Here is a 25,980-nt window from a genome sequence, read left to right as displayed (position 1 = left end):
AATATTCCGAAATTTGTGCAGGGCACGCTTATTATTTAGTCAATTCATGACGTGACTATTTCAAAGGTGCGGGAAATTGTGTGTTGCGCTGCAACATTTTTTTGATATCGTGCCGTAAACCATCCGGTCAACGCATGGAGTTTTGGCATGAGGGATGTTGCCAAGTCGGCCACAGCGGAGTTTTCGCAGGCTGGCGTCGATTTTCCACCGCCGATCGGCGGCCTTATCAAGCGCAGTTTCGATATTGCCGGTTCACTGGCCGCCCTGATCGCTCTCAGCCCGCTGTTCGTGATGATAGCGCTGCTCGTCAAATTCTCCGATGGCGGATCGATTTTTTACGGTCACCGGCGAATCGGGCGTGGCGGACGGGTTTTCCCTTGTCTCAAGTTCCGCACCATGGTGCCGGACGGCGAAAGGGTGCTGGCTGCCTATCTGGCGGCCAATCCGGAAGCCAAGGCGGAATGGATAGCCACCCGCAAGCTGAAGAACGATCCGCGAGTCACCCGGGTCGGCGCGGTCCTGAGGAAACTCAGTCTCGATGAGTTGCCGCAGGTCATCAACATCCTTCAGGGCGACATGAGCCTTGTTGGACCTCGCCCGGTCGTGCGCGACGAACTGGAGATCTATGGCAGCGCCGCCGTGTATTACCTGAAGTCCCGCCCCGGCCTGACCGGCCTGTGGCAGGTCAGCGGCCGCAACGACGTCTCCTATGACAGCCGCGTCGCGTTCGATCGCCACTATGTCGAGAATTGGTCACTTTTTGAGGATATTCGCATCATCATCAAGACAGTTCCGGCTGTCTGGATGTCGCGCGGCTGCTACTGAGCGGTCGCGAACCGGATCGCACGCGGGAGATTTCTCCCGGCAGGCATCGGGCGCAGGCTCATCGGGCTGGTGGGGCCAAAGCGGATCGGAACATTCAGTTGAAGATAGACATGTTCGAAGTTTTTTGCAGCGGCCCGCATTCGGGCCGCTCGCGGCGTTTGCGGCTCGTGGCCAGCTGCCTGGCCCTGTCGCTCGCCCTGCCTCGGATCGCCCTTGCCGACGAGTACCATCTCGGATCGCAAGACAAGCTCACCATCCGTATCGCGGAGTGGCAGACCGTCGAAGGCACGTTCCGCGACTGGTCGGCGGTGAATGGCGTATACACGGTCGGGCCGGCCGGAATGCTGTCGGTGCCTTTCGTCGGCGAGCTGCCGGCATCCGGCAAGACAACGGCCGAAGTCGCGGCGGCGATCGGCGAGGCGCTGCAGCACAAGCTCGCCTTGTCGGACCGGCCCGAGGCATCGGTCGAAATGGCGCAGTTCCGGCCGTTCTATATTTCGGGCGAGGTGCAGAACCCCGGCCAATTCCCCTATGTGCCCGATCTTACGGTGCTGAAGGCGGTCAGCATCGCGGGCGGCATCCGGCGAAGCGCCGACTACGGCCCGCAGCTCGGCAAGGACCTGGTCACCGCCAAAGGCAATTTCGACATATATGACGATCAGCGCGTTCGACTGATCGTCAAGCGCGCGCGCATCGATGCCGACCTTGCGGGCAAGTCCAGCTTCGACGTGCCGAAGGAGGTCGAGGGCGATCCGAGACTGCAAGCCATCGTCGCGGACGAGATGACGATCCTCACGGCTGACCAGAAGGCGCTGAAGCTGAAGCTCGAGGCGCTCAGCGACCTGAAAGGGGTCCTGCAGGCCGAGATCGAATCGCTGCAGAAGAAGATCGTCAACCAGCAGAAGCAGGTCGACCTGGCGCAGCAGCAACTCACCAGCATCGGTCCGCTGGCCCAGAAAGGCCTGGTCGCCAACGCAAGACTGTTGGATTCGCAGCAGTCCGTCACCGACCTTCAGGGCAAGATCCTGGACTACGAAACGGCCATCCTCACCGCCAAGCAAGCGATCAGCAAGGCAACGCAGGATGCCATCGATGCCCAGAACACGCTGAGCTCGAGCCTCGCCGCCGACCGGCAGCAGACCGAAGCCGACCTGAACGAGGCCGCGCTGAGGGTCAACATGCAGAAAGGATTGATGGCCCAGGCCACCGATCCCGCCACCGTGGCCGCCAGCGCAACCAACGAAGAGCCCACCCTGATCTATTCACTGCTGCGCGCTGCCGACGGCAAGACGAGCGAGATTGCGGTCAAGGAAGACACGCCGGTGCTGCCGGGCGATGTGATCAAGGTCAAGCTGGCGCCAATGCCCAGCCAGTAAGTGGTCGAACGGCCGAGATAAGAGCAGCTCACCGTTCACGAAAACGGTGAGCTGCTCTATCCCTTTGTTTTTGCGCAATTCCGGACGGAAAGCGCTGCGCGCGTTTCCCGGGGAAGCCGTACACACTTTCCTGAAATTGCTGGAGCGGGGCGGCGTTTGAGGGAATCGCCAGCCGCTCTATCGCCTTGCTTTGACGCAATCCCAAACGGGAAACCGATCGGTATTCATCGAGCGGCGTCCGTGCCAGGCTCGGGGCCGCTCCAGCCTCTGGCGGCATTTGCCTCTTCGATCCTTGCCGCAGACAGGCGAGGACGGGCAACGGGCAGTCGCGCCAGCTTGAAGAAGCTGAAATACATCAGGAAGGAACCCATGATGTAGGGGTTGAGGATCTCGACCTCGACGAAGGAGCGGATCAGGAGCAGCACCATGACGCCGGCCAGAACGACCGAATCCGCCCGCCATGTTCCGAACGCGACCGCCGAGACATGGCCGTAAAGCGTGCGCAGGATGACCAGCGAAACCAGCGTCGCCCCGACGAAGCCGAGTTCGACAAGGGCTTCGATGTAGGTGTTGTGGAAGTGGAAGCCGGTGCGGGTGGTGATGTAGAACTCGTTCCACAGGCGCTCGGCCTCGGCAAAACCCTGGACCCAGTATGCGGCATAGCCGACGCCGAGCATGGGCGCCCTCTGCGCGGCGTTCCAGCCCTGCTCCCACAGATAGGTGCGCCCGGTGAGCGTCGAATCCTTGCCGAACAGGCCGAGGACGAAGTCCATGAGGCCGAGATTCAGCGCCACAAGGATAGCGACGACCAGCATGCCTGTGCCGACCAGGAAGATCACCCGGCGGTAGCGTCGCGACAGCACCTTGCTCATGGCAAGCAGCATCACCAGCGCCAGCACCGCCGGTGTCGAGGCCATCGAGGTGGCCGAATGCGAGATGACCAGCAGATAGGCCGACAAAAGCACCACCGGCACGGTCAGGAACAGGCTCAGCCGGCCGTGCCTGAGGAAGGCGATGAAGACGACGCTGAAATAGATGCCGAGCGAGGCGACGAAGCCGATCTGGTTCTTTGAGGCGAAGGCGCCGACGAAATTATAGGTGCCGTCGAGGACGTCCTCGGAATAGGCCCCGACCTTGAGAGAGTAGAGCAGGACGACGAATATGCCGACCAGGGCGCCTATCGTCAGGGTCCGCACACTGACGGCTCGCGCCGCGACATAGGCGCAGGCGATGTGGGAGAAGTACTGGACGGCCGTTCTCGCGGTGATGCCGGGAGCGTCCGACCAGAAGACGGAGAAGCATACATAGGCCGCGAACGACAATGGCAGCCAGGCGCTGGACAGATGCCGCAGGAACCGCCTGTAGTCGACCATGATGAGGGGCAGCCACACCGCATAATAGGCCAGGATCAGCACCTGGCCGAATATGACGGAGTAGGAGAATGCCCAGACCGAAACGGCAACGGCAAAACTGCCGTAGACCGAGTTCCTCTCGGGATCGACCAGCAAGGACTTTGGAATCTTCATCTCAGGTTCTCGCCGAGCCTACCCCGGACCGCCGCGTAGCCGGCAGGCATCTCCGTAAGAAGGGTGCAATCGACGGCATCTCCATTGTGCAGTGCAATATAACCTATCGCGCCGCGCGCTCAATGGCAAATGCGGTCACCTTGTCTTACAGCCAGGCGAGCGCCGAGAGATCAGGTCCGGGACACGCCCGGACGGGATCGGACTTCTCTTTCCATTGCCGGCCTCTCCATCGAGGCCCGCAAACAGCCGTGCGCGCTACCAAAGTGCTCCGCCGGTGACCTGTATGTTTTCCATGGTGATGCCCTTGGCCATATCCGAGCAGAGGAACACGGCCAGCGCCGCGATCTCCTGCGGCTGGAGAATGCGCTGCTGGGGGTTGCCCCTGGCGATCTCGGCCATCGCGTCCTCGGCCGTGCGGCCCTTGCCCTCGCGCTCGACGACCTGCGCCACGTTGCGGCGCATCAGTTCGGTCTCGACCCATGTCGGGCTGATCATGACGCAGGTGACGCCATGCGCCGCCCCTTCGAGCGCCACGCAACGGGTGAGGCCGAGGAGACCGGCCTTGGAGGCGCAGTAAGCGGGATTGTCCTTCCAGCCGACCGAGGCGGCGGTCGAGCCGATGTTGACGATGCGGCCCCAGCCGCGCTCGATCATGCCGGGCAGCACAGCGCGGGTGGCGCGGAAGGCGCCGGTGAGATTGGTGTCGACGATCTTGTCCCACAGCGCGTCGGAATGGCCGCAGACCGGCTGCTCGGCCGTGGTGCCGGCGGCGTTGACCAGGATGTCGACAGGACCGACCGCCGCCTGGGCGTCGGCCGCGAAACGGTTCGTGACGTCGCTGTCGCGCACGTCAAGATGGGCGGCGTAAATCCTCGTTCCATGCGCGCCGAGAGCCGAACGCACGCGCTCTATCTCGTCGTCGCCGGGATAGTAGGCGGCGTCGGATCTCTCCACGCCGCCAGGTGCGACATAGGAGCCGACGGCGACATTGGCGCCGGCCTGCGCCAATGCCGTGGCAATCGCCAGGCCCATTCCGGAGAAGCCACCGGTGACGATTGCGCCGCGGCCGGAAAGGTTTGTCATCGGGCATGGCCTCCGCGCGGCACGGGACGGTCCATCAGTCCCGAGAGTATCTGAACTTCATAGGCCAACATAACCTTCGGAGCCGGTGACGAAACTTGTGTCCTTGCCATCAGCTTTCCTTGTCCATCGGCTCGAGCGGCTTGCCCAGCCAGTCGCGGTAGAAACCTTCCAGGTCGGGTTCGAAATCATGGACGATGGGATAACCCGGCGCCGCGGCCTCGACCTCGTGCAGCGTGCCGCATTGCGGGCAGATGAACTCGCGGATTTCCATCCATTCGGGATCCGGCAGGTCGCTGTTGGGATAAATCTCGCGCAGCGCCTCCTCGCTGTCGCGCACGAGGATCGAAGCCTTCAGCTTCCAGTTCTTGCGGTAGTCGCCGAAGGAATGGCCGCATTCGCAACGGGTTACCCGCTCATCGCCGCTCTGACAGATGAAGAGGTGGTCGCCCACGGGAAGCAGGATCGGATCGCTCCAGCCGACTCGGTCCTGCAAAACCGAAACATATTTGAAGAACCGGTCGTCATCCTTGTAGGCGCTCATGACGCGGCGCGTCTGCGGCCAGGGCAGCGTGCCCGCGACCAGATCGGCGATGACTTCCTTGCTGTATGAGGTCATGGTCCCTACTCCACGCCGAAGGTCGATTTGGCGTCGACATCCCAGAAGGTTGAAAAATCCCTGGTGAAGCGCGGCGAAAGCTTGATGGCGCTGGCATACATCTTCTTCACCTCGGGCGCGAAATCGGCCGCCTTCACCCGCTCGCGCTCCTTGGCCATCCACTCCGAGACCGGCCTGGCCCGAGCGAGCCGGCGCGACCGCATCTCGGCGCGGTGGCGCTTGGTGGCTTCGAGGTTGGCGACGGGATAGCCGTCCTCGTCCTCGTCAAGCACGATCCCGAAGATATTTTCGGCAGCTTCCCTGGTGAGATAGCCGTTCTCGACGTCCGATGCCGTCTTGAGCGGATCGCGCTCCAGCACGTCGCCATAGCCGCCACCGCCATTGTAGGAATGGGTGAACACGTCGCCGGTTTTGTGGGGCGCGGTGATATAGGGCCCTTCCATCGTCACGTGCTGGCCTTCGAGCCGGACCTCGAGTTCGGAACGATAAGGATTGGTGCCGGTATGGTGCGCCAGCGGCGCGCCCTTTTGTGCAAGCTCGAAGATGTTGCTGTCGCGCACCGCACGGTGTTTCTGGCACGTCGGCGCCGGATACCCGCCGCAGAGCCCGCCATTGTCGAAGACGCGCGAGGAGTGTTCCGAGGTGACCAGCCGGAGATGGTCGGTCTTGCTGACCAGCCAGGTCGACAGGAAGGCGCAGCCGCCGCGATATTTGCCGGCGCCCCCGGAATTGGCAACGATCGAACGACCGATATAGACCATCGGCATGTTCTGTTCCCAGATCTCGATGTTGCCCATGTCGGATTCAGGGTTCCAGCCGACATAGGCGGTGTCCAGCCCGTCCTTGATGGCAAGCGCGCCGGAACCGGCGGCCGCGCATTCGAAATGCGCCATGCCGAACAGCGTGCCGTACTGGCTGGTTCCCCCCATCTCGATCATCGGGCTGTTGACCTGGCCGACGAAGGCCTCCTCGACGAAGCCGCGGGCGATGAATGATCTCGACAGGAGCCGCTGGAAGACGCCATAAGCCGGCAAGAGCAGCGCCCAGGACGTGGCGGTGGCCACCATCTCATTGTCGGGATTGGTCCAGGTGCCATGCGGCAGCTTCAGCTCCGTCGCCATCCAGGCGCCGTCATTGACCAGGCCTTCGAAATTCATGTGCTGGGTCAGCGTCACGAACATGCCGCCATCCATGCCGGCCGGCGTGCAGTTCATGGAATGGTAGCCCCAGGGCTGCGTGCCCTCGAAATCCATGATGATCTTGCCGCCTGTGGTGATCTCCATTTCGATCGGTATGTTGTAGAGCCAGTCGGGATCGCCGAGCGGCTGGTAGCCCGGCTTGCCCTTGGTGACGTGACCGTAAAAAGTATGCCCCCGATAGATGCCGGGAACGGTCAGTTGCCGCGTGCGGGCGAGTTGCGCGCGGCGGCCCTCCTCGATGAATTCCTTCGACACCTTCATCCAGTAGTCGAGGCCGATCTCGTCGATCAGCGCTTTGACGCTTTCGCGCATGTCGATGCAGGAGGCGACCTTGGCCTTCTCGTCCAGCACCCAGTAGATGGGCATGCGCAGATTGCGCTCGCAGCGGATCACGTAGTCGCGCCGCAGTTCGTCGTTCTGGCCGACTTTTTCGGCACAGACGAACAGGCCTTCGGTGAAGCGCTCCTGGGCCAGCGCCACGTCGCCGCCCGGCGTGATGCCGCCGGCCTCCAGCTCATGGCAGACGGCGCCGGCCCAGCCGACGAGCTTGCCCGAGTGGAAGATCGGCACCACGTCCATCACGTCGGGCACCTGCACCGTGCCGATGAAGGCGTCGTTGTTGGCGAAGATGTCGCCGTCGACGATGCGGGGATTTTCCTCGTAGCCCTGTCTGATCATCCATTTGATGAAGCGGCTCATCGTGTGCACATGCACCATGATGCCGTTGGAGAGCGCGATCGCGTCGCCCTCGGGCGTGTAGATGGCGACGACCATCTCGCCGACCTCGCGCACGCCGGGCGAAGCCGAGATGCGACGCGCCATCTCGCGCGCCGAGACGCAGTAGGCGCGCAGCTTGGTGTGCAGCGTCTCGAATTTCAGCGGATCCTGGTTGCGCAGTTCGAGATCGGTAATGCCGTCATAGCAGCCGGTCTCGTCCATGAGCCGTTCGGATTCGATCAGCCGCTCGCGGAGGCGCAGGGCGGAGGCGGGTTTGTCCAGCATGGCGTTCGCCCTCTCAAGCGTGGGAGTAGTGGAGCAGCGTCCATTCGTCGACGAAGACACGGTCCCGCGGATGGACGACGAGGGTGGTGGCGGGGTGTTCGATGATGGCCGGGCCGGTCACCTCATGCCCCGGCAGCAGAAGATCCATCTCGTAGAGATCGGCCTTGTGCCAGCGGCCGCCAATATAGGCCTCGCGCACGCCCTTGTGCGCGGATGCGGGGTTTGAGGGGCCGAGCGGCCGCTTGAGCAGCACGGGCTTGACCTTGTCGGCGGTGGCGATCAGGCCGAGCTCGGTGATCGAGAAGCCGGCTTCGCCATAACGCGAGACGCGATGGTTGACCTTGGCGTAGACCGCCTCGAACTCGTCGATGACCTTGCACATGTCGCCGGCCGAATTGATCGCCGAGAGCGGCGCCATCACCTCGACGTCCTCGAGCTGGCCGGTATAGCGCATCATCAGGAACGGCACCGTCCTGATCTTGTCCAGCGCATGACCGTCGGCCACCATCTCGTCGACCGCGGCCCTGGTGAGATCGTCCCAGACCGCAGTCACTCTGGCGCCGAAGGCCAGCAGCTCGGCCTCACTCGCCCGCGCGCCGATGTCGATCTGGGTGGATACCGAATGCCGGCGCATGAAATCCGCCGTGGTGCAGCCGAAGGCGGAGAAAGCGGCCGCGAACTGGAAGGTGATGATATCCTTGAAGCCGATGCCCCTGGAGCAGCCGGCCAGATGCAGCGGCCCCGAGCCGCCATAGGAAAGCAATGTGAACTCCGAAGGGTGGATCCCCTGGCCGGAGATGACGCGGCGCAGCGCGTTGTTGGCGTCGGCCTCCAGCATATCGATCATGCCTTCGGCGGCTTCCTCCACGCCGACGCCGAGCAGACGGGAGCACTTCTCCTCGAAGGCCTTGCGCGCCTTCTCGACCTGCAGCACGACCTTGCCGCCGAGGAAATAATGCGGGTTCAGCCGACCGAGGATGGCGTCGCAATCGGCGATGGTCGGCTCGGTGCCGCCCCTGGCGAAGCAGATCGGGCCGGGATCGGCACCGGCGCTTTCCGGCCCGAGCGAGACTTTCTTCGTCAGCGGATCGACCTTGAGGATCATGCCGGCGCCGGCGCCGATCGTGTCGAGATGCAGCGTCGGCACGTTCAGCTTGAACCGGTCCATCAGCGGCTCGTTCTCGATCCGTGTCTGGCCGCGCGTGATGACGCCCATGTCGAAGGAGGTGCCGCCCATATCGGAGCAGATCAGCGAGTCATTGCCGATCAGCTTGCCGACATAAGCCGCGCCCAGAATGCCGCCGATCGGACCCGAGATCATGGTTTCGTGCAGGCGCGGATGATTGATCGAGGTGAGGCCGCCGAAGGAGAGCAGCGTCTGGACGCCATATCTGAAGCCGTATTTCTTCGAGACGTCCTCGATCCCCTTGAGCTGCTTGCGGCCGCGCGAGGTGGCGTAGGCCTCGATCAGCACCGAGTTCAGCCGCGACTGCTCGCGGATGACCGGGCGCACCTCATGGCTGCCGTAGACGAGGATGTCGGCTCCGGCGGCGGCGATCTCCTCGCGGCAGATCTCGGCGATGCGCTTCTCATGCACCGGATTGACATGCGAGAAGATCGTCATGATGCAGACCGCCTCGACCTTGTCGGCGATCAGCTTTTTCGCCGCGGCACGGACCTCATGTTCGTAGAGCGGCAGGATGATGTCGCCGAACTGGTCGATGCGCTCGGTGACGCCGTGAGTGCGTCGGCGCGGCACCAGCGGATCGGGATGATGATGCGTCACAGCGTGCAGCCGGTCGGCATAGGAATAGTCGGCCCAGGCCTGCAGGCCGCGACCCATCAGGATCATGTCCTCAAGGCCCTTGGTGGTGATCAGGCCGAGTTTCCTGCCGGTGCGCGACAGCAGCGTGTTGAGCATGCCGGTGCCGGAATAGAGCACCACATTGACGCCCGAAAACAGGGCCTCGAGCGAGATGCCCCAGGCGTCCGCCGCGTCCTCGGCCGAGGCGAGGAACCCCTCGGCCTCGTTCTTCGGCGTCGTTGCCGACTTGCCGATCTTGAAGCGGCCGTCCTGATCGACAAGGATGGTGTCGGTCATGGTGCCGCCGGCGTCGATGCCGATGACGATGGGATTGGTAGAGATATGGTCCACGGGTCGCCTTCCCTTGCCGAGCATGACCACAGGCTAGATTCGCGGGACCGGATCGCGCCATATGCCTAAAGGCACAATGACGGGCGAGAGCTCGTCGCCGAAAAAGAGGCATGCGCATGGGCAACATCTGGGCGCCGCTCGCCATGGCGATCGCCGCCACCGGCACCGACAGGCATGTCGACTGCCTGATCGACCTGATCGGCGCCGACATCGCGCATGACCTGGTGACGGTGACGCGCTACTCGGCGACGCAGACGCCGCAATTCGTCAAGCACCGGCGCTTCTCCGACGAGATGGTGCGGCGCTATCTTGATAATTACTACGTGTTCGACCCCTTCTACGCTTCCTGGCGGCGCGAGCGCCGGCTGGGCATCATGCCGCTCAAGCGGCTGGCCGACGACGAGGCGAAACGCGGCCAGTACATAGCCGGCTTCCTCGCGCAATCGGAGATATGCGATGAAGTCGGCATCATGCTGGCCGATGGCGGCGACTGGTGCCTCGGCATTTTCCTCGATCGTTCGACGACGGCGTTCAAGGACAGCGAGATCGCCCTGCTGACCGAGCGGCTGCCGGTGTTCGAGGCGCTGCACGCGCTCGACATCAAGGCGCGCGGAAGCGATTTCACGCGCAGCTCGGCGCCCTCCAGCCCCGGCGCCTCGCCGCGCCAGCAACCCACAATCCCGGCGAGCCTATGGCCGGAACTGTCGCTCAGGGAAAGAGAGCTCGTGCAATTGATCCTGGCCGGCCATCCGACCGCCAACATTGCCGAGCGGCTCGGCATCACCGTCGGCACGGTCAAGAACCATCGCCGGCGCATCTATGAGAAGCTCGACATCACCACCGAGCGGGAATTGTTCCTGCAGTTCTTCCTGTACCGCTCGGACAAATAGGCCTGGCGCTGGTGCAAGCGCTGGACAGGCAGATCGAGGGGAGCCCGGCATAACGCGCCTCAGGGATTGGCCCAGACGATCGAGGTGCATGCCGGCTTGAACTTGGCCGGCGGCGACCTCACAGTCACCCCCGAACATGGTTTCGCCGAGCGGAGCCGATTTGCGCCAGGACAGGGGAAAATGAGATGCCGACGATTCTCGCGGAACGGTTTGCCGGACGCTCGGCGGTGATTACGGGCGGCGCATCCGGCATCGGCCTCGCCGTCGCACAGAGGCTGATCCAAGAGGGCGGGCGCGTTTCGGTTTGGGACCGCGATCCCGCCCAGATCGAAGCGGCCAGGGCTTCGATCCCAGCGCTGCATGGCCAGACCGTCGATGTCGCCGACCCGGCGGCGGTGGATCGGGCGGCGCGGTCGACGATCGAGGCGCATGGCGGGGTCGACATCCTGATCACCAGCGCCGCCATCACCGGTCCCAACATGACCGCCTGGGACTATCCGGTGGAGGACTGGCGTCTGGTCATCGACATCAACATCAACGGTGTCTTCTACTGCAACAAGGCGCTCGTCCCGCACATGCTGGAGCGCAATTACGGCCGCATCGTCAACATCGCCTCGATCGCCGGCAAGGAAGGCAATCCCAACGCTTCCGCCTACAGCACATCCAAGGCCGCGGTGATCGGCCTGACCAAATCGCTCGGCAAGGAACTGGCCAAGACCGGCATAACCGTGAACTGCGTCACGCCGGCGGCGGTGCGCACGGCGATCTTCAAGCAGATGAGCCAGGAGCATATCGATTTCATGCTCTCCAAGATACCGATGGCGCGCTTTGGCGAGGTCGACGAGGTGGCGGCGCTGATTTGCTGGATCGCCTCGGAGGAATGTTCGTTCACGACGGCTGCCGTCTTCGACGTCTCCGGCGGCCGCGCCACCTACTGATGTGGTGCGGCGCTTTCCGGCTGGCGGCAAGCCACTACAATTGCGCGTGAGGAAGCAACCAACGGAGCTGGACAAGCGTACAGTGGCCGAAGCCGGAACCCGGCAACGGCAACAATGAGGGCGAAGACATGACCAGGCGTGACAGTTCGGCCCGCGCGCAATTCCTGCACCTTTCTCCGACAATCGCGACGACCGGACCGGAGCTTGCCGCATTTGCTTAAGGTCGAGCTTGCCATCCTGTCGGACGACGACCTTCTGGATCGTTTCCAGCGCGCGGCCTTCGGCTATTTTCTGGAAAACGTGAACCCCGAAAACGGGCTGGTCGCCGACACGTCGCGGCCGAATTCACCGGCCAGCATCGCGGTCGTAGGCTTTGCGCTCTCCTGTTATCCGATCGGGATCGATCGCGGCTGGATGGAGCGGGAAGCAGCGGTGGAGCTGACGCTCGCCGCGCTGCGTTTCTTCTGGACCAGCACGCAAGGCAGTGGCGCTGATGTCACCGGCCACAAGGGTTTTTACTATCATTTCCTCGACATTCGCACCGGACTTCGGGTGTGGCGCTGCGAACTGTCAATGGTGGATACGGCATTGCTGATGGCCGGCATTCTCGTGGCGGGCGCCTATTTCCGGGGCGACAATGACGAGGAAGCCGAAATCCGCCGGCTGGCCGAGGCGCTCTACCGGCGCGTCGACTGGCGATGGGCGCAAGGCAGTAGTCCGACGTTGCGACAGGGCTGGAAACCGAAGAGCGGCTTTCTCCACTATGGCTGGGAAGGCTACAATGAGGCGACGATCCTCTATGTCCTGTCGATGGCCTCGCCCGACAGCCCGACGTCCGACGACAGCTACGCGGGCTGGACGGCGACCTATCAGTGGGAAAACATCTACGGCTACGACGTGCTTTATGGCGGTCCGTTGTTCATGCACCAGTTCTCACACGCCTGGATCGACTTCGCCGGCATCCGCGACGCTTTCATGCGCGAGAAGAATTCGGACTATTTCGAAAACAGCCGCCGCTCGACCTACCTCCACCGCGACTATGCTCGGCACAACCCCCATGGCTATGATGGATACGGAGAGAACCTCTGGGGGCTTTCGGCCGGGGACGGACCGGGCGGCTTTCGCAGCAGCATACAACGGCGGCGGCGCCGGTTTTCCGGCTACGTCGCGCGCGGTGCGCCTTTCGGGCCGGACGACGGCACGATCGCGCCGTGGTCCTATCCGGCGTCGCTGCCTTTTGCGCCTGATATCTGCATGGCGGCGCTGCGCCATCTCGCGGATCGCTACCCCCAGGTGATCGACAATTTCCGGCTGCCGAGCGGCTTCAACCCGACGCTGGCCAACCGGCGAAAATTTGGCCGCGACGGCTGGGTGTCGGAAGGCCATTTCGGCCTCGACCAGGGCATCGTGGTGATGATGATCGAGAACCACCGCTCGCGCCTGGTGTGGGAGCTGATGCGTTCCAACCAGTACATCCGCCGCGGCCTTAACAAGGCGGGGTTCACAGGCGGATGGCTGTCGCAGCCGGCAAGCCCGGATGGCCGCGATGTCGCTTGAAGGGACGAAAGCTGCCGGTTTTCCGGCCGACCACAATGATGTCGAGCTGGTCAGGGGCGCCCATCCGCCGCATTGGCGAAACCCGCCGCCCACCGGACCATACAATCTCGTCGTCGTCGGCGCCGGGCCTGCCGGCTTGACTGCCGCGACCGAAGCGGCAAGCCTCGGCGCGAAAGTGGCGCTGATCGAACGCGGGTTGATCGGCGGCACGTGCATCAACACCGGCTGCATCCCGTCCAAGTCGATCATCCGTACATCCAGGCTCTATGCCGACATGCGCGATGCCGAGAATTTCGGAGCCGATGCGCCGGACCATCTTCGCGTCGATTTCCAGCGCGCGATGACCAGGATGCGGCGCATCCGGCAACGGATCAGCCATGCCGACAGCGCTGAGGCGCTTGCTGCGCTGGGCATCGACGTTCATTTCGGCGAAGCCCGGTTTGAGGGAAGCGATTGCGTGACCGTCGCGGGAACCACGCTGCGCTTCCGCAAGGCGCTGATTGCGACAGGCGCGAGGCCGGAGTTTCCATCCATTCCCGGCCTGGTCGAGGCCGGCTATCTCAGCAACGAGACGATGTTCGACCTTGTCGACTGCCCGAAGCGGCTGCTGGTCATCGGCGGCGGGCCGCTTGGCTGCGAGACAGCGCAGGCCTTCTGCCTGCTCGGTGCGAAGGTCATCCTGGCGCAGAGCGATCCGATGTTCCTGCCCGGCGAGGAACGCGACGCCGCGCAGATCCTTTCGGAGGCGCTGGCGCGCGAGGGGGTCGAGGTCCGACTGAACACCGAAGTGGTGGCGGTGCGCAGGGAAGGCGACAAGAAGCTCGCCGATCTGGTGCGGGACGGCGACACGACGACCATTTCCGTCGACGAGATCATCACCGGCATAGGCCGCTCGCCCAATGTCGACGGTCTTGGCCTCGACGAGGCGGGGGTTGCCCACGATGCCAAAGGCATCAAGGTGGACGATTATCTCAGGACCTCAAACCCGCGCATCTATGCGGCGGGCGATGTCTGCCTCGACTACAAATTCACGCATACCGCTGAAGCAACAGCCCGCATGGTCGTGCAGAACGCCCTGTTTCTCGGGCGCAAGAGGCTGAGCGAATTGGTGGTTCCGTGGTGCACCTACACCGATCCGGAAATCGCCCATGTCGGCCTCTATCCGGTGGAGGCTCGCCGCGACGGCATTCCGGTCAAGACCTATACGGTGCTGATGCACGATGTCGCCCGCGCGGTGATGGACGGCGAGGAAGAGGGTTTCGTCAAAATCCATGTCAGGGAAGGATCAGACCGCATCCTCGGTGCGACCGTGGTCGCCGCCCATGCCGGCGAGATGATCAACGGGGTGTCGCTGGCCATCAGGTCGGGCATGGGATTGCACGCGCTGGCCGACGTCATCCATCCCTTCCCGACACAGGCGCAAGGCATCAAAATGGCCGGCGACGCTTACCGGCGAACGCGGTTCACCCCTTTGTGGAGACATCTGGCGGCACGCTGGCTGGCGTGGTCCAGGCGATGACGCTTGTGTCCCGTCGGCGTTGGCGCGGGCTTCAGCCGTGCAGGTCCCGCGAAATCGGCGGGCCGACCGAAAAGCCGGTGAAGGTGACCTCGAAGCCTTCGCGCTGCGGCGAACAGCACATCATGCCGACATCGACCGCCTTCGAGACCGGGAAGTAGGCGAGCCGCACCGGCTTCCAATGACCGTCGGAGACATCCAGATACTGGACGCGGATAGTCTCGGCATGGCGGGTCACCCGGATCCTAACGCCATCCGGACCGGCTGGAATGGTGGCCAACGACCAGTCCGAGGCATCGTTGGTGACGACGACCGAGAAATACATCACGCCGTCGGTGTATTCGATGCCGGCCTTGATCCAATGCGTTTCGCTGAGGCGGAGCATCAGCCCCGCCTGGTCGTAGAGCACCTCATAACGTCCGGTGACGGTGACTTCCGCGGTGAAATCGCCCTCTACGCGCGTGTAGAGGAAATGGCCGTTGTCGCGCCAGAAATCATAAAAAGTCTCGCGCCAGAAATCCGTCTCCTTGCCGGTGCGCACATGAACCGCATCGCCGTCGATGGAATGATGCGGCGGCGGATTGAGCCAGGTCAGATCCTTGTCTTGAACTGTCATCGCCTTGTCTCTTGGTGCACGCGAAGGCTTCGCCGGCCCGGTCAGCCGGCGCCCCGATCAGCCTGCAAACGTGTAGGCGGTCTTCACGGTGGTGTAGAATTCCATGGCGTATCGGCCCTGTTCGCGCGGACCGTAGCTCGAGCCCTTGCGGCCACCGAAGGGAACATGGAAATCGACACCCGCCGTCGGCAGGTTGACCATCACCATGCCGGCCTCCGAATTGCGCTTGAAATGCGTGGCGTGCTTGAGGCTGGACGTGCAGATGCCGGACGTCAGCCCGAATGGCGTATCGTTGGCGACGGCGAGCGCCTCGTCGTAGTCCTTGACGCGGATGACGCTGGCAACAGGCCCGAAAATCTCCTCGCGCGAGCTGCGCATGGCGTTGGTGGCATCGGTCAGCAGCGCCGGCCGCAGGAAGAAGCCCGGCGTCTTGCGGTCGAGCCGCTCGCCGCCGAAGGCGAGCGTGGCGCCTTCCCTCACGCCGATGGCGATATAGTCTTCGTCCTGCTTGAGCTGCGTCGCATCGACGACGGGACCGATCTGGGTCTGCGCGTCGAGCGCATCGCCGACGACCAGTTTGTCCATCCGTTCCTTGAGCGCTTCGACGAAACGGTCATGAATGCCGTTCGTCACGATCAGCCGGGACGAAGCCGTGCAGCGCTGGCCGGTCGAGAAGAAAGCGCCGTTGATCGCGCAATCGACAGCCGTAGCGAGGTCGGCATCGTCGAGCACCACCAGCGGGTTCTTGCCGCCCATTTCGAGCTGGAACTTGCGCATGTGCTCGACGCTCGCCGCGGCGACGCGCTTGCCGGTGCCAACCGAGCCGGTGAAGGTGATGGCGTTGATGTCCGGGCTGTCAAGCATCGCCTGGCCGACCACCGAGCCCTTGCCCATGACGAGGTTGAGCACGCCCTTGGGCAGGCCGGCACGGTGCAGTATGTCGACGATGGTCCAGGCGCTCTCGGGAACGAGATCCGCCGGCTTGAAGACGATGGTGTTGCCGTGGGCAAGCGCCGGGGCGATCTTCCAGGCGGGAATGGCGATCGGGAAGTTCCACGGGGTGATGATGCCAACCACGCCGACCGCTTCGCGCGTGATCTCGACACCGACGCCCGGCCGCACGCTAGGCACGACTTCGCCCGAGAGGCGCAGTGTCTCACCGGCGAAGAAATCGAAGATCTGGGCGGCTCGAATGGTCTCGCCAATGCCTTCGGCCAGCGTCTTGCCTTCCTCGCGCGCAAGGTTGCGGCCGATCTCGTCCTTGCGCGCCAGGATCTCGTCCGACGTCTTCTTCAGCACCGCGTGACGGACCAGCAGACCCGAGCGCGACCAGGCGGGAAAGGCCGCCTTGGCCGCGGCGATCGCCTGTGCCGCCTGTTCGACACCTGCGGAAGCGTATTCGCCGACGATGTCGCCGGTATCGGACGGGTTGATGTTGCGGGAGCCGGCATCGCCGACCCACTCGCCGTCGATGAGGTTCTGTCGAAGCGGTGCCATGTCGTGTCTTTCCTGCTGGTTCGCCGCGCGGCGGCATCTGTGTGATTTGTATTTGCCAGACAATTGCTCTGCGGGAAAGCACGCTTTGCGCGGACGGCCGCGACAAAGTCTCTCGGTTCGCGGCCCCGCGCGACCTGCTGCCCGCAGCGCATCGCCCTTGGCCCAACAGGTTCGGCGACACATCGTTCCAATCACCGCGAAACGGGTCTGTACATATATGTCTATAGTCTTGATTTGCCCGGGGCGGCGTGTCATGCGTCGTGCCGATGGAAGCCACCGACACGACAACCCAACGCGCCGGCGCCACCGGCAACATCAAGGTCACCCGGGAAGACTGGCTCAAGCTCGCGCTTGAAACGTTGATTTCGGACGGCGTCGAAAGCGTCCGTGTGCAGACGCTCGGCCAGAAGCTCGATGTGTCGCGTTCCAGTTTCTATTGGTACTTCAAGAGCCGCCAGGACCTGCTCGACCAATTGCTGGATTATTGGCGGCAGACCAATACAAGGTTCATCGTCGAACGCGCCGCGCGGCCTTCCGCGACCGTCATCCGCGGGGTGATGAGCATCTTCGAGTGCTGGGTGGACGAGAAGCTGTTCGATCCGCAGCTGGATTTCGCGATCAGGGCGTGGGCCCGGCGATCGCCCGCCATCAGGCGGGCTCTCGACGAGGCCGACGAGGAGCGCGTCGACGCCATTCGCGACATGTTCAGGCGCCACGGCTATGACGAGGAAGACGCCTTCGTGCGCGCCCGCGTGCTCTATTTCATGCAGATCGGCTACTACTCGCTCGAGCTCGACGAACCGATGAGCAGCCGTCTGCCGCACGTCGCGTCCTATCTGCGCAGCTTCACCGGCCAGGAGCCCACGGCACAGGACGTCGAGGATTTTTCGCGCTATGTCGAGGAAACGCTTTCGCGCAGCCGTTAGCGACAGCCGCCGCTTTCACACCACGGCACGAACTAGACACATATGTACAATAGCGTTACGCCTCAGCCCATTGAACCAACCTCCTCCAGCACGCCATGACCAGACGCTATTCCGCTTTGTCGCTCTTCAGGGAAGGCCTCGCCGGCCAGACCGGCTGGGAGCCGGCCTGGCGCTCGCCCGAGCCGGAGCCGTCCTACGACGCGATCGTCATCGGCGGCGGCGGCCACGGGCTGGCGACGGCCTATTACCTGGCGAAGAATCACGGCATCGCCAGAGTAGCGGTTTTGGAAAAGGGCTGGATCGGCGGCGGCAATACCGGCCGCAACACGACCGTGGTGCGCTCCAACTATTACTATCCGCAGAGCGTCGAGCTCTATGGGCTGGCGCACCGGCTCTATGAGGGACTGTCGAAGGACCTCAACTACAACGTCATGCTGTCGCAGCGCGGCATGGTCAGCCTGTGCCACTCGACCGCCGAAATGGAGATCGGGGCACGCACAGTCAATGCCATGCAGATCAACGGCATCGATGCGGAGCTGTTTTCGCCCCAGGATGTGCGCCGGGTGGCGCCGATCTACAATTTCACGGCCAATGCGCGCTTTCCCGTGTTCGGCGGCATCTGGCAAAGCCGGGCCGGCACCGCGCGCCACGACGCGGTCGCCTGGGGTTATGCACGGGCCGCGAGCCGACTCGGCGTCGACATCATCCAGAACTGCGAAATCACCGACTTCATCGTCGAGGGCGGGCGCTGCCGCGGCGTCCAGACGACGCGTGGCGCCATCCGCGCGGACCGCATCGGCATGGCCGTGGCAGGACATTCCTCGGTGCTGGCGGCCAAGGCCGGCTTTCGGCTGCCGATCAATTCCTATGCGCTGCAGGCCTGCGTAACCGAACCGGTCAAGCCGATCCTCGACACGGTGGTACTGTCGCCCGGCACGGGCGTCTATGTCAGCCAGTCCGACAAGGGCGAGATCGTCATCGGCGGCGGGCTCGACCGCACTCCCTCCTATGCCCAGCGCGGTAACCTGCCGACGCTGGAGGGGGTGATCGCGGGGCTGTTGGAAATGTTCCCGATCTTCGGCCAGTTGAAGCTGATGCGGCAATGGGCCGGGATCGTCGACGTCGTGCCCGACTCCTCGCCGATCATCGGTCAATCGCCACTGCCCAATCTGTTCCTCAATTGCGGCTGGGGCACGGGCGGCTTCAAGGCGATCCCCGCCGGCGGCACGCTTCTGGCGAACCTTTTGGCAACGGGCAGGCACAACGACATCAGCCGCCCCTTCGATCTCGACCGCTTCGCCAGCGGGCGGCTGATCGACGAAGCGGCTGGTTCCGGCATCGCGCATTGATGCATGTCGCGCAAAAGCGCCGAGCGGCCTTAGGGCAACGACATGCATAAGACGACGACTGAGGTTTGCCATGCAGCTTTTCCCTTGCCCGTTCTGCGGCCCGCGCGACGAGACCGAATTCCACTATGGCGGCGATGCCGGCAATGTCAGGCCTGATGGCGCCGAGGTGCCGATCGAGCACTGGGCCAACTACCTCTATCTGCGCTCCAACCCAAAAGGCGCGGCGCGCGAGATCTGGGTGCATATGAACTGCGGCGAATTCTTCGTCATGGAGCGTGACACCGTTACGCACAAGGTGCTGTCTTCGGCTGCCCTGGGCGGGGAGCACGCGGCGTGACCGCCTCGCGCCTTAGCACGGGTGGCAGCGCCATCGACCGCTCGCGCCCGATCCGCTTCAGCTTCGACGGCGCCACCGTACAGGGATTCGCCGGCGACACCATCGCCTCCGCGCTGCTGGCCGCCGATGTCGCGGTCGTCGGCCGCAGCTTCAAATACCACCGGCCGCGCGGCATCTGGGGCGCGGGCGTCGAAGAGCCGAACGCGCTGGTGGATATCAGCGGCCCGCAGACGACGCCGAACACGCGTGCGACGACCGAGCCGGCGCGCGACGGGCTGGTCGCCAAAAGCGTCAACGCGACACCCAATGCGCTGGCCGACCGCAACGCCTTCCTCGACCGCTTTTCCCGCTTCATTCCGGCCGCCTTCTACTACAAGACCTTCATGTGGCCGGACTGGCACATGTTCGAGCCACGCATTCGCGCCATGGCGGGACTGGGTCAGGTAGACAAGGACTGGACGTCGCCCGGCCCGGCCGACCAGATCAACCACCATTGCGACGTGCTGGTGATCGGCGCCGGACCGGCCGGGCTGGCAGCGGCAAGGCTGGCGGCCGGCGCAGGCCGGTCCGTCATGCTGGTCGACGACCAGCAAAAGCCCGGCGGATCGCTCGGTCACCGCGCCGGCGAGATCGACGGCAAACCGGCCGCCGTGTGGGTCGAGGAGACGGTTGCGGGGCTTTCCGCCGGCGGTCACCTGGTCCTGCCTTCGACCACCGCTTTCGGTATCTACGACCATAATCTGGTCGGGCTTAACCAGCGGCATTTCGACGGCCGGCCGGACACGCTGTGGCGGGTCAGGCCGCGCCGGATCGTGCTGGCGACGGGCGCCATCGAGCGGCCCCTGCCATTCGCCAACAATGACCTGCCGGGCATTCTCTCGGCGGACGCAGCGCTCAGCTATCTCAGGCGCCATGCGGTGCTGGCCGGCCGCCATATCGTCGTCGCCGCAAACAATGACAGCGCCTATGAAGTGGCGGAGGCGGCCGCCGAGGCTGGCGCCGACGTCACGCTTGTCGACATCAGGCGCGACGGTATGCCCGCCGCGCCCGCCAAGGTGCGGATGCTCAAGGGCCGCGCGCTCACCGCCGCGGCCGGCAAGCTGCGCGTCGAGGGTGTGATGCTGGACGACGGCACCAGGCTCGATGCCGATTGTGTGCTGGTGTCGGGCGGCTGGACACCGACCATCCATCTCTTCGGCCAGGCCAAGGGCAAGCTCGCCTGGAGCGAGGCGCGCGCGGCCTTCCTGCCGGGCGACCCGGTCGAGGCCATAGCGGTGGCCGGAGCTGCCGCCGGCGCGGTTTCGTTGTCGGAGGTATTCGCCGGTTCGCAGAAAGCCGTCGCGTCGCTCGGCCCGACGAAGGCAGCAGTGCCGCGCAGCAGCGGAACGGAGGCGACCAGCGGGATAGTAGCGGCATGGCCAACGCCGGGTTCGAAGGGACGCATCTGGATCGATTACCAGAACGACGTGACGGTGAAGGACATAGAGCTGGCGGCGCGCGAAAATTTCGTCTCGGTCGAACATCTGAAGCGCTACACGACGCTCGGCATGGCGACCGACCAGGGCAAGACCTCCAACCTGCCTGGCCTGGCGCTGATGGCCGGGATCACCGGCCGCACGGTGCCGGAAGTCGGCACCACGACCTATCGTCCGCCGTTCACGCCGGTTCCGCTGGCGAGCTTCGCCGGCGCGCGCAGCGGCGAACTGATGGCGCCGGTGCGGCGGCTGCCGCTGGAGAGCGTGCATCGTGCCAGCGGCGCCGTGTTCCAGGAGTATGGCGGCTGGCTGCGCCCGGCCTATTATGGGGGCGGCGATGCGGATCGCACGATCCAGGACGAGGCCCGTCGCGCCCGCCAGTCCGTCGCATTGTTCGATGGCTCGACGCTGGGCAAGATCGAGGTGATCGGACCCAAGGCGGCCGCGTTCGTCGATTTCGTCTATTACAACACGATGTCGACGCTGAAGCCGGGCCGCTGCCGCTACGGCTTCATGTTGTCCGAGAATGGCGTGGTCTTCGATGACGGCGTGCTGGTGCGGCTAGACGAGCATCGCTTCGTCGTGTCGTGCTCGTCCTCGCACGTGGCCGCCGTGCATGCGCGGCTGGAGGAGTGGCGCCAGGACCGGTTCGGGCGCGGCGCGGTCTACATCCACAACGCCACCGCGGAAATGGCGACCCTGACCGTTTCGGGACCGAACGCCCGGAAACTGCTCGAGACGGTTGATCTCGGCCTTTCGCTCGAGGATGGCGAGCTGCCGCACATGGCGGTCGGCCAGGGCAGCTATGACGGCGACGAGGTGCGCATCACCCGCGTCAGCTTCACCGGCGACAGAAGCTACGAGATCTCCATCCGGGCCGATCGCGCGGAGTCCTTGTGGGCGCGCCTGCGCGACGCCGGGCAGGCGTTCGATGCGGTTGTCATCGGCCTCGAGGCGCTGATGATCCTGCGCGCCGAGAAAGGCTTCATCGTGATCGGCAAGGACACCGACGGCACCACGCTGCCGCACGACCTCGGCGTCGAGGGCCCGCGGGCAAAGCGCCAGACCGAATTCGTCGGCCGCCGCTCGCTGTTCACCGAAGAGGCTTCGCGCGGCGACCGCATGCAGCTGGTCGGGCTGGCGGTCCCGTCCGGCGAAGCGCCGCTGCCAACTGGCGCGCATGGCATCAAGCGCAGCGGCGGCAAGCTGCGCAGCCAGGGCTTTGTCACATCGAGCTACCGGAGCCCTACGCTTGGCCGGCCGGTTGCGCTCGGCCTGATCGAGCGCGGTGCGGCCCGCCACGGCGAAACGATCGAAATCCAACATCTCGGCAAGGCGATGACGGCGACGATCGCCGCTCCTTGCGCCTTCGACCCGGCAGGAGACCGGTTCAATGCGTGATCTCGCCCAAAAATGGCCGGTAGCGCCGGACTGGCAGTCGGCAACCATCGGTGCACCGGGTCTCGAGGCGCGCACGATCCCCGGCCTTCACCAATTGCTGGTCAGCGGCGATCTCGACGCCTGGGCGCGGATATCCGGCATGGACGGCAACGGCGTGGGCGCCTTTGGCAGCGCGCAAGGTGACCGCTATGCGGCGCGTCTGGCGCGCGACCGCCTGCTCGTCGTGTCGAGCACACCGCTCGCCATCGCCGCGGGTTGGCACGCGGAAGGTTTCGCGGTGACGGCGATCAGCGCTGGACTTCATGTGTTCGAGGTCAAAGGCTCGGCCATCGACGCTTTCATCGCGCGCGGATCAACGCTCGACCCAAACAAGGAAAGCGCCAGTGCCGCACTTTCCTTCGCCGGCGTCAGTGCCATCGTCTACCGCCACCGGGACAGGCTGCGCATCCATGTCGATCGCGGCCTGGCATCCTACCTGTGGACGTGGATGGAAACGGCTCTCAGAGCGTGAACGACCAGAACAGGCAGGCCAGCGTGGCCGCCGCGAAGACGACGAAAAACAGACTGCGCAAGAGCACGTTGCGGCGAAGCTCGTTCATGACGAAGTGGCAACCGACGATAGCCGCCGCAAACAGGAACCGCCAGTTCAGCAGCGCCCATAGGGCGTCGCGCTGGCTGAATGCCCATCTGGCGACGAGACAGCCTACGATGGAGGCAAGGAGCACGATCACGGTCCAGAAGATGGCATCGGCTGCATGGGTGAGCACGATGCCGGCGGCTCTGATCGGCAGGATCATCATCAGCAGCGCGCTGAAGAAATAGACGGCGGCGAGTGGTATGAACATCCCGGCATCGGCAATGCCGTCGAGGCGCCTGACGCCGATCGCACCGTAGGGGTAGCCGTGCCTGGCCACCACCAGGCTCAAGGCCATGAGCAGCGCTGTCAGCACCGCGACCAGGGCGAAGGACGTGAGGGCTTTGCTCATGACGGTCCCGTTCAAAGCGAATCAAACAGGAACCGTTTTAGTCAATGGCCGCATATTGCGTAAGCACCGGCGCGCCCGACGGCAGCGAAATCGGCAGGCAGCCCAGCATCAGTGGAGCGGGCGGCCAGAACGAAACCGCCGCGTCGACCGCCTGAGCGGCGCGCTTCAGGCTGCGGCGGGCAGCGATGTCCAACAATTCCGAAGCTGAATCCGGTTTCTACAACCCCGAAATTTGGAAAAGTGACTGTTTGGTGGAGCCAATCGGAATCGAACCGACGACCTCTTGAATGCCATTCAAGCGCTCTCCCAACTGAGCTATGGCCCCACTTCCGGCAGTCAACCGGCGCCGTTTCCGGCGAAGAGATCCGGCGCGGGTTGGAGACCGCGCCGTTAGTGCAGGCGGCTTCTAACCCCGCCCTTCGTCAATATCAAGCCTTCATCAGCGGCTTTTTCTTCACAAGCTGCGAAAGCCGGCAAACGCTTGCGTTCCCGGCCTTGTCAGACCTCGTCGTCGTCGTCGCCGACGCCGATCATGTCGGCGACATCGTCGTCCTCTTCCTCTTCGTCGGCGAGGAACGTATCGTCCTCGTCGTCGCCCAGGTCGACATCATCCTCGTCGTCGCCGAGATCGGGCAGATCGTCGCCCTTGACGTCTTCGTCAGCCTCTTCGAGCGAGACGACTTCTACGCCCTCCTCGTCCTCGGCGTCCACTTCCTTCTCGGCCACTTCCTCTTCCTCCTCGAGGGCGGCGATCTTGCCTTCCTCGAAATAGGAACGCGGATAGGTCTTGCCGGTATAGGGCGAGACGATCGGGTCCTTGTTCAGGTCGTAGAATTTTCGACCCGTTTCAGGGTCGATACGCTTTGTGCCAAGTTCGGTTTTTGCCACGGCAAGCCTCGTCGATAAAAGAGTGGTCCCCTTAACCACTGTTTGCAGCGCTGTCAAAGCCAAAAGCCGGCGTCACAAAACCATGCGTTGGAAGGCCTAGCGTCAAGCGTCGACCATGGGGGATGACCATTTCGGCCCACCGTGATACGAGACCGCCGCAACAAATGAAAAGCGCCGGCCCGCCGGCATTCCGTCCAGGGAAATTCCATGTCTCACGCCGCCGCTTCCAAGCCGGCCACCGCCCGCAAATGTCAAGCGCTTTCCGGTACGGCGCGCGTGCCGGGCGACAAGTCGATCTCGCACCGCTCCTTCATGTTCGGCGGGCTCGCCTCCGGCGAGACCCGCATCACCGGCCTGCTCGAAGGCGAGGACGTGATGCGCACCGGCGCCGCCATGAAGGCGATGGGCGCACATATCGAGAAGCGCGGCGACGAATGGGTGATCCGCGGCACCGGCAACGGCGCGCTGCTGCAGCCGGAAGGGCCGCTCGACTTCGGCAACGCCGGTACCGGCTCGCGGCTGACCATGGGGCTGGTCGGCACATATGACATGGAAACGACCTTCATCGGCGATGCTTCCTTGTCAGGCCGGCCGATGGGCCGCGTGCTGGAGCCGCTGCGCCAGATGGGCGTGCAGGTGCTGAAGGCAACGCCCGGCGACCGCATGCCGATCACGCTGCATGGACCAAAGCATGCCGCCCCGATCACCTATCGCGTGCCGATGGCCTCCGCGCAGGTGAAATCGGCGGTGCTTCTCGCCGGCCTCAACACGCCGGGCATCACCACCGTCATCGAGCCTGTCATGACGCGCGACCACACCGAAAAGATGCTGAAAGGCTTTGGCGCCAATTTGTCGGTCGAGACCGACGAGCGCGGCGTGCGCCATATCTTCATCGAGGGCCAGGGCAAGCTCACCGGCCAGACGATCGCCGTGCCGGGCGACCCATCCTCGGCCGGCTTCCCGCTGGTGGCCGCGCTGATCGTGCCGGGTTCCGACATCGTGATCGAAAACGTGCTGATGAACCCGACCCGCACCGGGCTGCTTTTGACTTTGCAGGAGATGGGCGGCCAGATCGAGATCTTGAACCCGCGCAATGCCGGCGGTGAGGATGTCGCGGACCTGCGCGTGCGTTATTCCGAGCTGAAGGGGGTCACCGTGCCGGCCGAGCGGGCGCCGTCGATGATCGACGAATATCCGGTGCTGGCCGTTGCCGCCAGCTTCGCCGAGGGCGAGACGCTGATGCAGGGGCTGGAGGAACTCAGGGTAAAGGAATCCGACCGGCTGTCGGCGGTCGCCAATGGACTGAAGCTTAATGGCGTCGACTGCACAGAGGGTGAGACATCGCTCGCGGTGCGCGGAAAGCCCGGCGGCAAGGGGCTCGGCGGCCATCCCAATGGCCCGGACACGACCGTGCAGACCCATCTCGACCACCGTATCGCCATGAGCTTCCTGGTGATGGGGCTGGCGACTGAGAAGCCGGTGACCATCGACGACGCCAACATGATCGCGACAAGTTTCCCGGAGTTCATGAGCCTGATGACAGGGCTGGGCGCGGAGATTGGGTGAGAGTTGATGGGTTGGGGCCAAACTGAAATGCCGGCAGGACAGCGCCCCCCTCTGTCCTGCCGGACATCTCCCCCACAAGGGGGGAGATCAGCCGTCATAGCGGCCTTCGCAAATCGCCCGCGTTGCAGAAGTGAGCGAGGCGTCGGAACTGCCAATCTCCCCCCTTGTGGGGGAGATGTCCGGCAGGACAGAGGGGGGCGCGACGGATCGCAAGCTCTCTCCGGACCGCTACGCTGTTCGGTTTCAGGTATGCTGG

22 protein-coding genes and 1 tRNA gene are annotated in these 25,980 nt (G+C 64.1%); 12 read left to right on the top strand and 11 right to left on the bottom strand.

Features of this window, described 5'->3' with window-relative positions; all coding sequences use genetic code 11:
- Positions 1 to 147: 147 nt before the first annotated feature.
- A complete protein-coding gene (locus tag FJ867_RS13070; protein WP_140497203.1) occupies positions 148 to 825 on the top strand; it encodes a sugar transferase in 678 nt (225 codons plus the stop codon).
- A 110-nt stretch (positions 826 to 935) separates the two neighbouring features.
- The gene (locus FJ867_RS13065) at positions 936 to 2,201 is read left to right on the top strand and encodes a polysaccharide biosynthesis/export family protein (RefSeq protein WP_181165291.1); all 1,266 of its coding nucleotides are present in this window, start codon (positions 936 to 938) and stop codon (positions 2,199 to 2,201) included.
- 224 nt (positions 2,202 to 2,425) lie between these two features.
- On the opposite strand, the gene FJ867_RS13060 is transcribed toward FJ867_RS13065, so the two are convergent.
- From FJ867_RS13060 to FJ867_RS13040, 5 genes are all read right to left on the bottom strand, one after another.
- Positions 2,426 to 3,727, bottom strand: a complete 1,302-nt coding sequence (locus FJ867_RS13060) for an O-antigen ligase (RefSeq protein WP_140512908.1) — start codon at positions 3,725 to 3,727, stop codon at positions 2,426 to 2,428.
- Between the two features lie 255 nt (positions 3,728 to 3,982).
- A complete protein-coding gene (locus tag FJ867_RS13055; RefSeq protein ID WP_140817582.1) occupies positions 3,983 to 4,810 on the bottom strand; it encodes an SDR family NAD(P)-dependent oxidoreductase in 828 nt (275 codons plus the stop codon).
- A 109-nt stretch (positions 4,811 to 4,919) separates the two neighbouring features.
- The gene (locus FJ867_RS13050; protein ID WP_140817581.1) at positions 4,920 to 5,426 is read right to left on the bottom strand and encodes an acetone carboxylase subunit gamma; all 507 of its coding nucleotides are present in this window, start codon (positions 5,424 to 5,426) and stop codon (positions 4,920 to 4,922) included.
- Positions 5,427 to 5,431: 5 nt separating this feature from the next.
- Entirely contained in the window at positions 5,432 to 7,627 is a 2,196-nt protein-coding gene (locus FJ867_RS13045) for a hydantoinase B/oxoprolinase family protein (protein WP_140624903.1), read from the bottom strand.
- Positions 7,628 to 7,640: 13 nt separating this feature from the next.
- Positions 7,641 to 9,806 (bottom strand): hydantoinase/oxoprolinase family protein, encoded by a 2,166-nt coding sequence (locus tag FJ867_RS13040; protein WP_140624904.1) that lies wholly within the window; start codon positions 9,804 to 9,806, stop codon positions 7,641 to 7,643.
- Between the two features lie 86 nt (positions 9,807 to 9,892).
- Between FJ867_RS13040 and FJ867_RS13035 the strand changes: the two genes are divergently transcribed.
- The 4 genes from FJ867_RS13035 (at position 9,893) to FJ867_RS13020 (ending at position 14,686) form a co-directional block, all read left to right on the top strand.
- Positions 9,893 to 10,672, top strand: coding sequence for a helix-turn-helix transcriptional regulator (locus tag FJ867_RS13035; protein ID WP_140624905.1), 780 nt, complete (start codon positions 9,893 to 9,895; stop codon positions 10,670 to 10,672).
- A 185-nt stretch (positions 10,673 to 10,857) separates the two neighbouring features.
- Positions 10,858 to 11,610 carry an SDR family NAD(P)-dependent oxidoreductase gene (locus FJ867_RS13030; RefSeq protein WP_140817579.1) on the top strand — a complete coding sequence of 251 codons (753 nt, stop codon included), beginning with the start codon at positions 10,858 to 10,860 and terminating at the stop codon, positions 11,608 to 11,610.
- Positions 11,611 to 11,823: 213 nt separating this feature from the next.
- Positions 11,824 to 13,167, top strand: a complete 1,344-nt coding sequence (locus FJ867_RS13025; protein WP_140817804.1) for a glucoamylase family protein — start codon at positions 11,824 to 11,826, stop codon at positions 13,165 to 13,167.
- Positions 13,157 to 14,686 carry a mercuric reductase gene (locus tag FJ867_RS13020; protein WP_140817577.1) on the top strand — a complete coding sequence of 510 codons (1,530 nt, stop codon included), beginning with the start codon at positions 13,157 to 13,159 and terminating at the stop codon, positions 14,684 to 14,686. The genes FJ867_RS13025 and FJ867_RS13020 overlap by 11 nt, the downstream gene beginning before the upstream one ends.
- A gap of 31 nt (positions 14,687 to 14,717) precedes the next feature.
- Here the strand turns inward: FJ867_RS13020 and FJ867_RS13015 are convergent, their stop codons facing one another.
- Positions 14,718 to 15,299 carry a DUF1349 domain-containing protein gene (locus tag FJ867_RS13015; protein ID WP_140817576.1) on the bottom strand — a complete coding sequence of 194 codons (582 nt, stop codon included), beginning with the start codon at positions 15,297 to 15,299 and terminating at the stop codon, positions 14,718 to 14,720.
- 57 nt (positions 15,300 to 15,356) lie between these two features.
- A complete protein-coding gene (locus tag FJ867_RS13010; RefSeq protein ID WP_140512893.1) occupies positions 15,357 to 16,796 on the bottom strand; it encodes an aldehyde dehydrogenase family protein in 1,440 nt (479 codons plus the stop codon).
- Positions 16,797 to 17,062: 266 nt separating this feature from the next.
- Here FJ867_RS13010 and FJ867_RS13005 point away from each other — a divergent pair, with 266 nt between their 5' ends.
- The 5 genes from FJ867_RS13005 (at position 17,063) to FJ867_RS12985 (ending at position 22,795) form a co-directional block, all read left to right on the top strand.
- Positions 17,063 to 17,722: a TetR/AcrR family transcriptional regulator gene (locus FJ867_RS13005; RefSeq protein WP_181165292.1), complete on the top strand. Its 660-nt coding sequence runs from the start codon at positions 17,063 to 17,065 to the stop codon at positions 17,720 to 17,722.
- 95 nt (positions 17,723 to 17,817) lie between these two features.
- Positions 17,818 to 19,071 carry a sarcosine oxidase subunit beta family protein gene (locus FJ867_RS13000; protein ID WP_140817574.1) on the top strand — a complete coding sequence of 418 codons (1,254 nt, stop codon included), beginning with the start codon at positions 17,818 to 17,820 and terminating at the stop codon, positions 19,069 to 19,071.
- 70 nt (positions 19,072 to 19,141) lie between these two features.
- Positions 19,142 to 19,408, top strand: coding sequence for a sarcosine oxidase subunit delta (locus FJ867_RS12995; protein WP_140512890.1), 267 nt, complete (start codon positions 19,142 to 19,144; stop codon positions 19,406 to 19,408).
- Positions 19,405 to 22,284, top strand: coding sequence for a sarcosine oxidase subunit alpha family protein (locus FJ867_RS12990; protein ID WP_140556900.1), 2,880 nt, complete (start codon positions 19,405 to 19,407; stop codon positions 22,282 to 22,284). Before FJ867_RS12995 ends, FJ867_RS12990 begins: the two co-directional genes overlap by 4 nt.
- Positions 22,277 to 22,795, top strand: coding sequence for a hypothetical protein (locus FJ867_RS12985; protein WP_140523503.1), 519 nt, complete (start codon positions 22,277 to 22,279; stop codon positions 22,793 to 22,795). Before FJ867_RS12990 ends, FJ867_RS12985 begins: the two co-directional genes overlap by 8 nt.
- Here the strand turns inward: FJ867_RS12985 and FJ867_RS12980 are convergent.
- From FJ867_RS12980 to FJ867_RS12970, 4 genes are all read right to left on the bottom strand, one after another.
- Positions 22,785 to 23,270 (bottom strand): hypothetical protein, encoded by a 486-nt coding sequence (locus FJ867_RS12980; RefSeq protein ID WP_140817572.1) that lies wholly within the window; start codon positions 23,268 to 23,270, stop codon positions 22,785 to 22,787. The genes FJ867_RS12985 and FJ867_RS12980 overlap by 11 nt on opposite strands.
- Before the next feature lie 37 nt (positions 23,271 to 23,307).
- Positions 23,308 to 23,463 carry a hypothetical protein gene (locus FJ867_RS28745; RefSeq protein WP_181168359.1) on the bottom strand — a complete coding sequence of 52 codons (156 nt, stop codon included), beginning with the start codon at positions 23,461 to 23,463 and terminating at the stop codon, positions 23,308 to 23,310.
- Positions 23,464 to 23,519: 56 nt separating this feature from the next.
- Positions 23,520 to 23,595 (bottom strand) — tRNA-Ala (locus tag FJ867_RS12975).
- Between the two features lie 173 nt (positions 23,596 to 23,768).
- Positions 23,769 to 24,158, bottom strand: coding sequence for a TIGR02300 family protein (locus tag FJ867_RS12970; RefSeq protein ID WP_140497238.1), 390 nt, complete (start codon positions 24,156 to 24,158; stop codon positions 23,769 to 23,771).
- 207 nt (positions 24,159 to 24,365) lie between these two features.
- Between FJ867_RS12970 and aroA the strand changes: the two genes are divergently transcribed.
- A complete protein-coding gene (gene aroA / locus FJ867_RS12965; protein ID WP_140497241.1) occupies positions 24,366 to 25,724 on the top strand; it encodes a 3-phosphoshikimate 1-carboxyvinyltransferase in 1,359 nt (452 codons plus the stop codon).
- Positions 25,725 to 25,980 lie beyond the last annotated feature (256 nt).

Origin of the sequence: Mesorhizobium sp. B2-5-3 (assembly GCF_006441005.1) — a bacterium.
Taxonomy (GTDB): domain Bacteria; phylum Pseudomonadota; class Alphaproteobacteria; order Rhizobiales; family Rhizobiaceae; genus Mesorhizobium.
Note: the sequence above shows the minus strand (reverse complement) of the source record. Positions and strands in the feature narration are given on the sequence as shown.